Below are 12,857 nucleotides of genomic sequence, written 5' to 3' on the forward strand. Positions count from 1 at the left end.
CTGGGAGGGGATCGTCTCATCAAAAGTATCTGGGAGAACATCATGAGGAAGAGATCGTGGATCTCATGCGCTGCGGCGCTGGCGCTCTCGTTTGGCGCCAGTAGCGATGCGCTTGCACAAGGCCGGTTGTTTTTCACCGGCCCGTACGGCGTTGGGGGAACGTACAACTTGTACGAAGTCCGGGGGGCCGGCGTGCGGGACTACACGCCGGGTGGACGCGTCGGCCGTTACACGGTTGAGCTTGCCGCACCCGTGTCCTTCGACACCGGCGCCGCAATGGCACAGGTTCCGGCGATTGACGGCGCGGGCGCGGTGACCGAACCGGTTTCCGGTACGGCCAAGGTGGCCCACATGGGTGCCTTTTCCGGTGCCTTGGCGGCGCAGGAACACGCATTCGTCGTCCAGCAGCTGCAGCTGATCGGCGCAAATGTGCTGATCGGCCTCACGGACGATGAACGGTACGGTGGCGGCGAATCTCGCACGCGTCCTGCCACCGGCTCGGATCCGACGCTGAACCTCGAAAACGGCTGCCCGGCTGGCAATTGCGCCGCGGAAAAGAACTCTGGTTTCGCGGGGCAACCTGGCGCGGCTGTCAATGATGGCATCGGCTGGCAGTGGTCGAACGACGAACCGTACGATTTCCAGGCTTGGAATGGCGGCGGCGAGCCGAACGACTATGCGACGGGTTTAGGGGTCACCGCCGGGACCGGCGAGGATGCCACGGAGTTGCTGACGAACGGCCTCTGGAACGACATCGGCGACGGCGACGGGATCGAGGACAACGGGACTCGGGCGTACTTGTACGAGTACGAGAACCGCTCAGCGACGCCGATCACCATTCCCGCCGCCAACAAGGCACCGACCCTGAGCACGACGCCCCTCAAGACGCCGGGCGGAACGGGTGGCAACGGCTTCGTGTCCGTTCGCAACGTTCACAACGGTGCGACGGGTGTCTCCGGCAACAACGGTGCGGTGAATCTGTTGCTCGACGGCGGCACAGTGGAAACCAACACCCAGCATGCGACGATCAACTTCAACGGGTTGAGCGGCGGCGCTGGCGGAAGCTTCTTCGGCGGTGACGTCGACTTCCCGTTGGTGACTGAAGGCGCCTTGGCCGGTGGCGACATCAATAACTTCGCCCTGCGGGCTCACGGCTACCTGGTCATCGAAGAAGGCGGAGATTACACCTTCGACGTGGCCACGGACGATAGCGGTGAGTTGTGGATCTACGACAAGACCTTCAGCAGTGCGACGAACGGCGCAGTCAGCCCGCACGGCTCGTTGTTGTTTGCCGGCGATCGTGGGCACGATCACACGCTTGGCGTCGTCAATCTCGCCCCGGGCGAGTACGAGTTCGAGTACGTGATGAATGAAAACGGCGGCGGTGCGTCGGCCGAATTGATCGCCGCGAAGGGCGCCTTCACCGCGTTCAGCCCGTTGGACTTCCGCCTCGTCGGCGGTGATCCGACTTCGGTCAGCTATGCCGGCGGCACCACGCCGAAGACGGGCGGTCAGTTCCAGATCACGGAAGTGCTGGCCCAGCCGGATGGATCGATTGTGATCGACACGCTTGCCAAGGCCAAGGCCTTGTTGCCCGCCGGCGATGGTGACGACGTGGTGGACAGCGCATTGTCCGACACGATCAACCATTCGGATCCGTTCAACTTTGCTGCTCGCAACGCGGCACGGTTCGCGGGCGACGCCGACTTCTTGACTGACGACGGCCTTGGTTTCGACGACAACGACTTCGTCTTCCAGGCGAAGAACACGGTCGTGATCACGACGGCCGGCGATTACACGTTCGGCTTCGATAGTGACGACGGCGCCCAGATCATTCTGGAAGGCGCTCAGTTCACGGCCGCGTTCGGACCTGGCATCGTCACAGACGCTGCCGGCGTCGCGACTCCCCTGGGGAACGCGCTGACCGCGGATATTTTGACCGGCAGCAGCTTGAGCGCTGCCTGGACGCATCTCGAACCGGGCGAGTACGACATCGAGTATACGATGTTCGAACGGGGCGCCGGCGCGCACGCCGAACTGTTCGTCGCGCCGGGTCGCGCTCCGGGCTTCAGCACCGACTTGTTCGAGTTGTTGAATCCTACGGGCGGCAAGGTGGTCGGGCCGCGCGAAATCGCCGGCGCCATCCAATTCGGCGATGGGATCTTTGATCCGGGCCAAGTGGGTGACACGGACGGCGACGGCGACGTCGATATCACCGACCTCAACAACGTCCGCAATAACTTTGCGGGCGCCGGGTTGGGCGACACCGATGGCGACAATGACGTCGATATCACCGACCTGAACAACGTTCGCAACAACTTCGGCGCTGGTTCGCCGGGTGCGCACGCGGTGCCGGAACCGTCGAGCATGGTGCTCGTCGGCCTCGGACTCGTCGGCTTGCTGGCCGCTCGTCGGTTCCGCAAGTAGGTAGTTGTGAACGTGTGTGAGTAACAATCATCAAGCGAGGCCAAGCGCCTCGCCTGAAAGAAACTGCAACCGCCGGGAGCTCGCTCCCGGCGGTTGTTTTTTTGCGCGATACAGAAGAGTTAACCGCGAGAGGCACGAAATAGCGCGAAAAAAAGGGTTGGAAAGCCCAAGGGGGCGAGCGAGGCGAGGCGATTGGGCGCTCAATAGCTGATCGTGCGAGAGTCGTCAAAGCGCGATTGCTCTGCCAGACTTTCGCGTCTTTTCGCGTGTTTCGCGGTGACTCTTGCTTCAGTAGCCTAAGAATGGCGCTGGGACGAGAAAGGCGTGCTGTTCGTACAGACTCCAGACGCCGTACCAGGACGTGAATTGCGTCATGAAGGTGATGAACGCAAACAGCGCCGCAACGGGCAGCATGAGCGCCCGAGCGCCCCAGCGCACGAAGAAAAATCGGGGGCGTTCACGCTTTTTCCCGCGCGCATACGCCCAGCCGGCGAGAATGCGGGCGGGCCACGCGAAGACAATGAAGAACAGGCTCGGAAGCCAGGCGGCTTCTCGCGGCGTGATCTCGATTTTGAACAAGTACAGCGGCGTCGCAAACACCAGTGCCGCCACGAGCGACAACAGAAACGCTACCGGCGCGCGAGCGAACATCCGCCGCATGGCTCGGAATTCAAACATCGCGGCGAAGCGATTCTCGGCTGCGAAGTGCGTTTGTGCGAGCAACACATAGAGGATCATGAACGTCAGCAACACGCCGCCCAAGAAACCCAGCACCGGCGCTTGCTGCGACATCGCCAGCATCGTGACCGGCAACAGCAACCATAGCCAGCCGCCGACAAAGCCGCGCAGGCCGAGCCAGAAGTAGTACGGCAGTCGCAACCCGACGACGAAACGGGCCAGGTCGTCGCGAGCTGCGGCGATGGCGTCGCGGCTGAAAAGACTTCGCACCAGGCGAATCGGCGCCGGCCAAAGAAACGATCGCAGCCGCCCGCCGCGCCAGGCCACGCTGGCGATGTGGCAGGTCGCGAGCAGCGTGCTCCCCGCCAACACAAGCGCCAACGTGCGACTCGTGGAGCTCTCAGGATCAATGATCCGGGCGTCGGTCAACAGCAGCGACAGCGCTCGCAACGGCCAGAGACAGAGCCAAACGCCGAGAGCAAATCCGCCCAATCGCGCCGCCTTCCGAACGCCGACAAAGCCATCCCTCATCCGTCCGGTGCGCGCGATGCGGCCGCTGGCTTCCAGCAAATAGCCAAGGCTGAGAAATTGCAGCACGGGGATGGTCGCCAAGATGGCCAGCCCCAAGATCAAAGCCGAGCACCCGAAGAACCATTCCATCACCGAACGTAGCCCGCTCAAGAGTCGTCGCGGCCACCAGCGTTCGTCGACCAGCACGGCGCGCACGATCGGCGCATCCGCAATCGAATTCAGTACGATTGCGTCGACGACTTCGTCCGTTTCGGCTGCCACCAGAGGACTCATTTGCCGTTGCTTCCCTGTGCGTCCGACCAAATCGTGGAGCGGATCCCCAGCTTATACCCGGGAATTCGCTCGAATTCGCCAAGCTCTTGGCATTTTTTCGGGAACCGCCCGATAGCATTCAATTCGAAGTGCTTGAAACCCTACCGCGGCAGCGCCTGGTACACTTAATGGGAGGGCTGCGAAGGAACCCCACTTAGGAAGTTGTCCGAATGGGTCTTTGGGCGAAAAACCTACTGTTCGCGACGGTGGTCCTCACCGGCCTGGGGGGCATGGCCTATGTCGTGCGCCCAGGTTACCGACCGGGTCGGCCGGAACAGCTTCCCGCCGTTCACTTTACGCCCAGTGAAGTGCAGGCCACGGTCGAAGGTCTCAATGCCGCATTGCGCCAGTCCTGGCAAACGGCTGGCGTCGCACCGGCGCCTCGCGCGGAGGATCTGGCGATCGCCCGGCGCATTTCGCTGGCGCTCACGGGTACGATTCCATCCCTGGAGGAGATCCGCAAGTTCGAGGCCTACCCCGGCGAGGGCCGCCTGGCCTGGTGGACCTCGCACCTGCTGGCCGACAGGCGCTCCGCGGATTATCTCGCCGAGCGCTTCACCCGGGCCTACGTGGGCGTGGTGGACGGGCCGTTTCTGTTGTTTCGGCGGCGGCGCTTTCGCATTTGGCTGGCGGATGAGTTGTACGCTAATCGACCCTACGACCAGCTCGTGCGCGATCTGATCGCCACCGACGGGGTCTGGACCGATCGCCCGGCGGCGAACTTCATCACCGCCACGATCAACCCGGACGATGAAAACAACAAGCCCAACGTCAACGCGCTTGCTGGCCGCGTGACGCGGGCGTTTCTGGGCATTCGTCTTGATTGTGCCGAATGTCACGACCATCCGTTCGCCGCCTGGAAGCAACGGGATTTTCAAGGCCTCGCGGCCTTTTTCGCGCAGACCGAGAACGCGCTCTTTCGCGGCGAATCGAAACCATTTCAAGGCATTCGCGAAGGGAGCGGTGAACTCGAAGCGGAGGATTACGCTACCGGCGAGAAACACGTCATCGCCCCCGCGGCGCCGTTTCAGCCGGAGTTACTCCCGAGCGCACCCGAACATCGCCGCGCGCGTTTGGCCGCCTGGGTGACGCATCCAGAAAACAAGGCGTTCGCCCGCGCGACGGTGAATCGCATCTGGGCGCTGCTATATGGCCGCGCGTTGGTCGAGCCGGTCGATGACATCCCGCTGGATGACGTGCCCGCCGCGCTCGATGTCTTGGCCGATGACTTTTCCGCACATGGATATGATCTACGGCGATTGATCGGCGCGATTGTGCTAAGCGAGTCGTTCGCGCGTGACAGCGCCGCGGACGACGAAGGCGCCAGCGAACGCCAGGAACAAACTTTCGCGGCATTCCCGCTCACGCGCTTGCGGCCGGAACAAGTGATTGGCGCGGTGTGGCAGGCGGCGCGGCTTTCCACGGTGGATGATGATTCACATATCCTCGTCCAGCTCACGCACTACGGCGAGACCAACGATTTCATCACGCGGTACGGAGACGCCGGCGAAGATGAATTCGAACCGCAGTCCGGCACCATCCCGCAGCGGCTGCTGATGATGAACGGCGATCTGGTGCATGGCAAGATCGAACAGAATCCGCTCGCCAACGCCGCTACGCAACTCGCCTGGCTCGCGCCCGATGACCAAAGCGCGGTGGAAGGCGCGTATCTGGCCGTGTTGACGCGCCGGCCCACCCGGGAAGAAGCCGACCATTTTATCGCCCGACTGCGCGACTCGCATGGAGACGATCGCGCGCGGCGTGTCGAAGACCTCTATTGGACGTTGCTCAACAGCACCGAATTCTCATGGAATCATTGAACCACGCGTCGCCGTTGAGTAGCTGCGGACGGTACTCGCCGGCATTAAATCGCCGCCAACTGCTCGGCATGGCGGCCGGCCTCGGCGCGGCGAGTTGGCTCACGCCCGTCGCGCAATTGCTGGCCGCGGAAGCGGAGGCCAAATCATCGCGCGAGCCGGCGCAATCGGTGATACTGCTGTGGCTCGGGGGTGGTCCCAGTCAACTGGAAACGTTCGATCCGCATGCCGGCAAGAAAATCGCCGGCGGTACCAAAGCCGTCGACACGGCGCTTAAGGGTGTGCAACTCGCGGAAGGATTGCCGCGCGTGGCGGAAGAGCTGGGATCGATTTCACTCATCCGTTCGATGCGCAGCAAAGAAGGCGACCACGAACGCGGCGTGTACCTGGCGAAGACGGGTTATCGGCCCGATCCCACGGTAGTGCATCCGTCGATCGGGGCGGTGTGTTGCCACGAACTGCCGGCCAAGTCGGCGATCGCCAAGACGGCGACCGACATTCCACGACACATTTCCATCTTGCCCGATAACTGGCCCGCGCGCGGCGGCTACCTGGGGGGTGAATACGACGCCTTTAAGATTCACGATCCCCAAGCCAAGCTCGAAGATCTTACGGCACGCGTGGACGATGCCCGACAGCGGCGGCGATTGGCCGAAGACTTGAGCGTCGTGGAGCGCGCCTTTGCGCGTGGGCGTCGCCGCGCCGCCGAAGGGACGTTGCATCGCGAAACGATCGAGAACGCTCGGATCATGATGACGTCCGCGCAATTGAAGGCCTTTGACATCTCGCAAGAGCCTGAGAACGTGCGGGGGATGTATGGTGATTCATCGTTCGGTCGCGGCTGTCTGGCGGCGCGGCGGTTGATTGAAGTCGGCGTGCGCTGCGTCGAGGTCACGCTCGGTGGCTGGGATTCGCACATCAATAATCACGAGGTCCATAAGAATCTCAACGCCGCGCTCGATCCGGCGTTCGCGGGCTTAATCAGCGATCTGCGCGAACGTGGGCTGCTGGAGAATACCATCGTCGTCTGCGGCGGCGAGTTCGGACGCTCGCCCGACATTAACCCGCTCGGCGGGCGCGATCATTGGCCGCACAATTTTACTGTCGCCCTGGCCGGCGGCGGAATTCGCGCCGGCGTGGTGCTCGGCGAAACCGATCCCGACGGCGGCCGCGAAACGCCGAACCCGAAGTCTTTTCCAGACCTGCATGCCACGCTCCTGCACGCACTTGGCATCGACCCGGCGAAGGAAGTCATCACGCCGATCGGCCGTCCGCTGAAACTTGCGGAAGGGGAAATCATTCGAGAGTTGCTCGCCTAGCGTGGGGCCCGCGCACGGGACTGGGGACGCGTTACAATCTCGGCTAACGCTTCACGAGAGAGTGCTAACGTGCCTGGACTGTTCATCACCGGAACCGACACCGACGTCGGGAAGACCTACGTCGCGGCATTGATCGCGCGGACGCTGGTCGCTAAAGGCCGGCGCGTGGGCGTCTACAAACCGGTGGCTAGCGGGTGCGTCGTTCGGGATGGTCAGCTCGTCTCAACGGACGCCGAAGCACTGTGGGAAGCCGCCGGTCGACCCGGCGAAATGAAACACGTCTGCCCACAGCGATTCGCCGCGCCGCTTGCGCCACACTTAGCGGCGCGAGCGGAAGACAAGTCGTTGGACGCCGATCTCATGCGATCCGGACTTGACTATTGGCGCGAGCGTTCGGACATCGTCATCGTGGAAGGCGCTGGCGGCTTGATGTCGCCGCTGGGCGACGAAGAATATGTCGCCGACCTGGCCGCCGACTTTGGCCTTCCTTTGGTTGTCGTGGCCGCGAACCGTATCGGCGTGATCAATCACGTCCTGCAAACCCTGATCGCGGCCGCCGCGTTTGGAGATGGCTTGCCGGTGGCCGGGATTGTGTTGAATGACACTCGTCCCAACTTGCCGTCAGATCCGAGTCGCGCCAGCAACCGCACCGAGATCGCACTTCGCGCAGTGTCGCCGGTATTGGCGGAAGCGGCTTGGGACGCGACTGGATTCGAATCGCCGGTCGATTGGTGGAAACTAGCGGGCGGCGTTCCATAGTACGAATTTGAGCCGGAAGCGCGCTCACGCTTCCGACTCGATCGTTCACGTCGACGCGTGCTGGGTTCTGACTTCCTACTTGATCTTGCCCGAAGTGCGCAAGTACGCGATGACTTCGTCAGCGAGTTGATCGGCGGTCTTGGCGCCGGCGTCGAGGCGAAGCTCGGCCTTGAGCGGAGCTTCGTACGGGTCGTCGATGCCGGTGAAGCCTTTGAGCTCGCCCGCGCGGGCTTTCTTGTAGAGCCCCTTCGGGTCGCGGGCTTCGCAGACTTCCAGCGGGGCGTCGACGAAGATTTCGACGAAGTCGCCGTCCTTCAACAGGGCTCGAGCGGCATCGCGGTCCTTGCGGTAGGGGCTGATGAACGCCGTGAGCGTGATCAGGCCGGCTTCCGAGAAGAGCTGGGCGACGGCGCCGATGCGGCGGATGTTTTCCTCGCGGTCCTGGGCCGAGAAGCCGAGGCCGAAGCGCTTGGCAAAGTCCTCGTCGTGACGGCCCTTCAAAATGGCCGGGCTGGCGTTCAGGCCGTGGCGGACGTTATCGCCGTCCAGCACAAAGCTGTGGCAACCGAGGGCATGGAGCTTGTGATCGACCAGGTTCGCGACGGTGCTTTTGCCACAGGCGCTCAGTCCGGTGAACCAAACTACGCAACCCTTGTTGCCATTCAATTGCTCGCGCTCGGCGCGGGAAACGCTGCTCTCGTGCCAATGCACCTGAACTTGCTCGCTCATCTTTCGCCAGACCCCGGGGAAATGCGGTGGGAACGTGTGAAACCCCGAATCATAACCGCCAGCTAAGAGCCCGCCAAGGGGCGGCGGCACTCAGGTTTGCCCGCGAAACACGCGAAAGGACGCGAAAAGGAGGGCCGGAATGTGGTCCACGGAATACACGGAAGAACACGGAAACGGAAAGTGTGAGTTGCGAGGAATTGAAACAATCGTGAGGGGGTCGACTAAACACGCGGACGGCCAGTTGCACCCACTTTCACCCCTGCCCTTTCCGTGTGTTCCGTGGACCTCACACACTCTATTCCTTATCTTTCGCGTCCTTTCGCGTGTTTCGCGGGCAACCTCGGATTTACTCCGCGTCCCGAAAGCCTTGGCTGATTTCCACCACGTTGCCTTCCGGGTCTTTGACCCAGACGGTGCGCCAGCCGGGGATGAAGTCGTTGAAGCTAAACGGACCGTGGCTGATCACCGCGGCGGCGCCCATTGCCGCCAGCGTCTTATCAACGTCGTCGACTTGAAACGCGATGTGCCGGAAACCGGCGTAGGTCGGGCCGTCCTTGTCCGCCGGCGCGGGTCCTTCGCCCTTCGCACGGAAAAGTTCGAGATACGCGTCGCCGTTGCGCAGGAAAACAATCTGGTCATCGCCCAGATCAATCACTCGCGCGCGGCGAAAGCCGAAGTGATCGGTGTAGAACTTTTCAATCGCTGCCATGTCGCGGCAGTTGACGGCCAGGTGAGAGAACTTGAGCATGGACGGGCTCCAGAATGTGATTAGGCGATCCTTTGCCGCGGAGGCGCAGAGTCGCGGTTCAAATTGGTTTGACTAAGCAACCGTGACCGGCGTGCCGTTCGCTGCGCGCCATGGGAGGGCGGCGTCGAAGGACGTGGCTCGGGCGACTTGGGGTTTCGAGGCGCCGCGGATCAGGTCGGCGGCTTTTTCGCCGATCATGATGATCGCGGCGTTGGGATTCGCACTCACGATGCTCGGCATGATCGAGCCATCGACGACGCGCAGGCCTTCGACGCCGTGCACGCGCAGTTGCGGGTCGACGACCGCCATCCGATCGCGGCCCATCTTGCAGGTGCCGGTCGGGTGCCAGATCGTCGAGGCGTGCGAGCGGACGTACTCGCGCAGGTCCGATTCGCTCCGTCCCGCGCCGGGCAATGCCTCGCCGTCGTAGATGCCGGCGAAGGCCTTGGTGCGAACCAGTTCCCGGCACAGTCCGATCGCCTTCAATTGCACTTGCACGTCGGCTTCGGACTGCAAGTAGTTTTCTTGAATCAGTGGCGCGTCGGCCGGATTCGTCGAGCGAAGCTTGACGTACCCGATGCTCTGTGGGCGAACGAGAATCGTGATGAACGTGAAGCTCGGGCCGCGATGAGGACAATCCTTTGGCAGCAATGCCGGAATCGTGGCGTTGAAGTTGATTTGCAAGTCCGGCGCGGCAGCGCCGAGGCCCTGTCGCGTACGGGTCAGCATGCCGCTTTCGGCCAGCAGCGGCGGGACGGGCTGATCGACCTTCGAGCGGAACACACTCGGCATCAGCAAGTGATCTTGCAGATTCTGACCCACGCCCGGCAAATCAGCGGTGACGGCGATGCCTTGCCGTTTCAATTCCGCGGAATCGCCGATGCCGGAGAGCATCAGCAGCTTCGGCGAATCGAACGCGCCGGCGCTCAGGACGACTTCGCGCGACGCGCGGATAAGTTGTGGTTTGCCGTCGACCAGCACTTCGACACCCACCGCGCGGCCGTTCTCGATGACAATTCGCGAGACTTGCGCGCCGGTGCGAACGGTCAAGTTCGGACGACTGAGAATCGGATTCAAGTACGCGACCGCCGTGCTGCAGCGTTGGCCATCACGCGTGATATTGAACTGGTAGTAGCCGCACGATTCGTCCGCGGCGTCGATATTGAAGTCCCACTTCGGCCCGCCGCGGAAGCCAAGTTCCACGCCCGCGTTGACGAACGCCTCGGCGGCCGGCGACGGCTTGGTGAACGTCGTGTAGTTGGTGATTCGGACTGGACCGCCGACGCCGCGGAATGGGTTGGCGCCGTTTTCGTTGTCTTCGGACTTCCTGAAGTACGGCAGGACTTCGTCGTAGCCCCAGCCTTCGTTGCCAAGGTAATTCCAGTGATCGAAGTCGAGGCGATGCCCGCGGATGAAGATCATCGCGTTCGTGGCGCTCGTGCCGCCGAGCGTCTTGCCGCGATTGAGCATAATCCGCCGGCCGTTCATGTACGGTTCCGGTTCGGATTGATATGCGTAGTCGACGCTGGAGCCCATCAGACTCACAAACCCGCGCGGATCATGAATCTCCGGCTTCGTATCGCGCTCGCCTGCTTCCAGCAGCAGCACGCTAACGTCAGCGTTTTCGGTCAACCGATTCGCCACAATGCACCCGGCCGAACCGGCGCCGATGACGATGTAGTCGAAATTTGGAGTGGGCATGGGGAGGCTCCGAGGCGGGAAGTGATGAGTGCGGAGTGATGAGTGATGAATGGAGGATGAGAATACTCATCACTCCGCACTCATCACTCATCACTTGAACAATCCCAGGCGTTACGCCAGCGCCGGCTGCGGAGCGTTCGGCGCCGCTTGGTTGCGGTGGTACTGATAGCCGTAGATCCGGCGGTGGTTGATGATCTTGTCTTCCACGTTGCCGAACAGCAGGCCGCGCGAGTAGAACTCGGGCAAGGCCGGGCTTCCGTATTCGAGCATCGGGTACGGATACGCGCCCGAGTTCGGCATGATCGAACCGATGGCCGGCATACTGGCTTCGGTCAGGCGGCGCATCTGATCGTCGGTCAACGTGAAGTCGCAGGCGCCCAGGTCTTCCTTGGCTTGCTCAGCGGTGCGAGCGGAGAAGATCGGGATCGTGACGACCTTCTGTTGCATTAACCAACGGAGGGAAACCTGGCCGCAGGGGCGACCGATTTCGTCGGCGATCTTCACGACTTCGTCCATGATCTTCAGATTGCGCGCCGTCATGGCGTGCCAATAATGGTTCTTCGCCGGATCAACTTCATCGACCAGGCGGCGGAGCTCATCTTGCTGGAAGCCGCTGCGGTTGTACTTGCCAGTCGCCATGCCGCCGGCGAGTGCGCTCCAGGCCACGAGGGCGATGTCCATCTCGTGCGCCATCGGCAGAAATTCCGGCTCGCAGGAACGCTCGACGATGCTGTATTCCAACTGCGTGGCGACGAACGGGTTCTTGCCCTGGAAATCCGCCATCGTGTTGGCCTTCGAAATCCACCACGACGGGAAGTTCGACGCGCCGGCGTAATGGATCTTGCCCGACGTAATCAGGTCGTCGAGCCCACGGAGGATTTCGTCGATCGGCGTGGTGTAGTCGTAAATGTGAATCCAGAGCAGGTCGATGTAGTCGGTGTTGAGGCGCTTCAAGCTGCCTTCGACCGAGCGCCGCATGTTCTTGCGGTGATTGCCGCAGCCGTTCGGATCGTTGCCGTCGGCGAAGCCGTCGAACAGCGAATACTTCGAGCCGACCACGAGGCGATCGCGATCGTGCTGAATGAATGTGCCCAGGAATTGCTCGGACTGGCTTTCCTGATACTTGTTCGAGGTGTCGATGTAATTGCCGCCGGCTTCGACGAAAGCGTCGAAGATGCGGCCGCTTTCCTGCTTGTCGGAGCCGATCGTGCCCCAGTTCGTACCGAACGTGGCGCATCCGAGGCACAGTTCCGAGACGCGCAGACCGCTGCGGCCGAGAAGTTTGTATTTCATGGGTTCTTTCCGTTGTGATGGAATGGAAGGATCGTCAGTACCCTTGGCACGCTGGCCGCGCGGACGCGACTTATGCCAACGAGCCGTCGGGATACTGCACCATGCCGGCGAAGTGGATGGCGATCTTGCCGTTCCGCAACACCCAGCTATCAGCGAACCGCATCTTGGCCGGACCGCCCGCGGTCTCCATCGTGATGTCTTCGACGATCATCAACGTTTCCGGGCTCTGCGTTTCGGCCCAGAAAGCGATCTTCGTTTCCAAGCCTTGGATGCCCAGGATGCCTTGGAAATGCTCGCGCAGTTCGTTGCGGCCGCGGAAGTACAGCGGGCGTTTCTCGAAGCTGCTGATCAACACCGCGTCTTCGGTGTACTGCTCGAGGATCCCATCAATGTCCTTCTCGAGGATCAGACGAATGTGCTCTTCGTACAAATGACCAAGCTTGGTATCCGGCACGTTCTGAACGGAAGGAGCGGTAGCGGTGGGCATGGCGAGGGGTCCTATAGGATGGAAGGTGGGATTTTGATTTCTAGTTTGAAGTGTTC

General features: G+C 62.0%; 10 protein-coding genes. 4 read left to right on the top strand and 6 right to left on the bottom strand.

The genetic code is table 11. The annotated features are described in order from the left end of the window. Positions 1 to 42: 42 nt before the first annotated feature. Positions 43 to 2,427, top strand: a complete 2,385-nt coding sequence (locus tag SGJ19_27415) for a PA14 domain-containing protein (protein MDZ4783994.1) — start codon at positions 43 to 45, stop codon at positions 2,425 to 2,427. Between the two features lie 288 nt (positions 2,428 to 2,715). Here SGJ19_27415 and SGJ19_27420 read toward each other — a convergent pair whose 3' ends face one another. Beyond that, complete coding sequence (locus SGJ19_27420) at positions 2,716 to 3,909, bottom strand: hypothetical protein (GenBank protein MDZ4783995.1); 1,194 nt, start codon at positions 3,907 to 3,909, stop codon at positions 2,716 to 2,718. Positions 3,910 to 4,118: 209 nt separating this feature from the next. Here SGJ19_27420 and SGJ19_27425 point away from each other — a divergent pair, with 209 nt between their 5' ends. The 3 genes from SGJ19_27425 to bioD all read left to right on the top strand — a co-directional run bounded on the left by SGJ19_27425 (position 4,119) and on the right by bioD (position 7,843). After that, on the top strand, positions 4,119 to 5,768 hold the full coding sequence (locus SGJ19_27425) for a DUF1549 domain-containing protein (protein MDZ4783996.1): 1,650 nt from the start codon (positions 4,119 to 4,121) through the stop codon (positions 5,766 to 5,768). Further along, positions 5,756 to 7,084 (top strand): DUF1501 domain-containing protein, encoded by a 1,329-nt coding sequence (locus SGJ19_27430; protein MDZ4783997.1) that lies wholly within the window; start codon positions 5,756 to 5,758, stop codon positions 7,082 to 7,084. The genes SGJ19_27425 and SGJ19_27430 overlap by 13 nt, the downstream gene beginning before the upstream one ends. 69 nt (positions 7,085 to 7,153) lie before the next feature. Continuing rightward, a complete protein-coding gene (bioD, locus tag SGJ19_27435) occupies positions 7,154 to 7,843 on the top strand; it encodes a dethiobiotin synthase (GenBank protein MDZ4783998.1) in 690 nt (229 codons plus the stop codon). A 75-nt stretch (positions 7,844 to 7,918) separates the two neighbouring features. Here the strand turns inward: bioD and cysC are convergent, their stop codons facing one another. From cysC to SGJ19_27460, 5 genes are all read right to left on the bottom strand, one after another. Continuing rightward, positions 7,919 to 8,572: an adenylyl-sulfate kinase gene (gene cysC, locus SGJ19_27440; protein MDZ4783999.1), complete on the bottom strand. Its 654-nt coding sequence runs from the start codon at positions 8,570 to 8,572 to the stop codon at positions 7,919 to 7,921. A gap of 346 nt (positions 8,573 to 8,918) precedes the next feature. Then, positions 8,919 to 9,320 (bottom strand): VOC family protein, encoded by a 402-nt coding sequence (locus SGJ19_27445; GenBank protein ID MDZ4784000.1) that lies wholly within the window; start codon positions 9,318 to 9,320, stop codon positions 8,919 to 8,921. 72 nt (positions 9,321 to 9,392) lie between these two features. Continuing rightward, positions 9,393 to 11,021: a GMC family oxidoreductase N-terminal domain-containing protein gene (locus SGJ19_27450; GenBank protein MDZ4784001.1), complete on the bottom strand. Its 1,629-nt coding sequence runs from the start codon at positions 11,019 to 11,021 to the stop codon at positions 9,393 to 9,395. Positions 11,022 to 11,132: 111 nt separating this feature from the next. Continuing rightward, positions 11,133 to 12,314, bottom strand: a complete 1,182-nt coding sequence (locus SGJ19_27455; GenBank protein MDZ4784002.1) for an aldo/keto reductase — start codon at positions 12,312 to 12,314, stop codon at positions 11,133 to 11,135. Between the two features lie 70 nt (positions 12,315 to 12,384). Beyond that, positions 12,385 to 12,801, bottom strand: a complete 417-nt coding sequence (locus SGJ19_27460) for a nuclear transport factor 2 family protein (GenBank protein ID MDZ4784003.1) — start codon at positions 12,799 to 12,801, stop codon at positions 12,385 to 12,387. Between the last annotated feature and the right edge of the window lie 56 nt (positions 12,802 to 12,857).

Source organism: Planctomycetia bacterium (assembly GCA_034440135.1).
Taxonomy (GTDB): Bacteria; Planctomycetota; Planctomycetia; order Pirellulales; family JALHLM01; genus JALHLM01.

Coding starts and splice junctions, on each gene's coding strand:
- SGJ19_27415 (MDZ4783994.1), top strand. CDS start 43: ATGAGGAAGAGATCGTGGATCTCATGCGCTGCGGCGCTGGCGCTCTCG.
- SGJ19_27420 (MDZ4783995.1), bottom strand. CDS start 3,909: ATGAGTCCTCTGGTGGCAGCCGAAACGGACGAAGTCGTCGACGCAATC.
- SGJ19_27425 (MDZ4783996.1), top strand. CDS start 4,119: ATGGGTCTTTGGGCGAAAAACCTACTGTTCGCGACGGTGGTCCTCACC.
- SGJ19_27430 (MDZ4783997.1), top strand. CDS start 5,756: ATGGAATCATTGAACCACGCGTCGCCGTTGAGTAGCTGCGGACGGTAC.
- cysC (MDZ4783999.1), bottom strand. CDS start 8,572: ATGAGCGAGCAAGTTCAGGTGCATTGGCACGAGAGCAGCGTTTCCCGC.
- SGJ19_27445 (MDZ4784000.1), bottom strand. CDS start 9,320: ATGCTCAAGTTCTCTCACCTGGCCGTCAACTGCCGCGACATGGCAGCG.
- SGJ19_27450 (MDZ4784001.1), bottom strand. CDS start 11,021: ATGCCCACTCCAAATTTCGACTACATCGTCATCGGCGCCGGTTCGGCC.
- SGJ19_27455 (MDZ4784002.1), bottom strand. CDS start 12,314: ATGAAATACAAACTTCTCGGCCGCAGCGGTCTGCGCGTCTCGGAACTG.
- SGJ19_27460 (MDZ4784003.1), bottom strand. CDS start 12,801: ATGCCCACCGCTACCGCTCCTTCCGTTCAGAACGTGCCGGATACCAAG.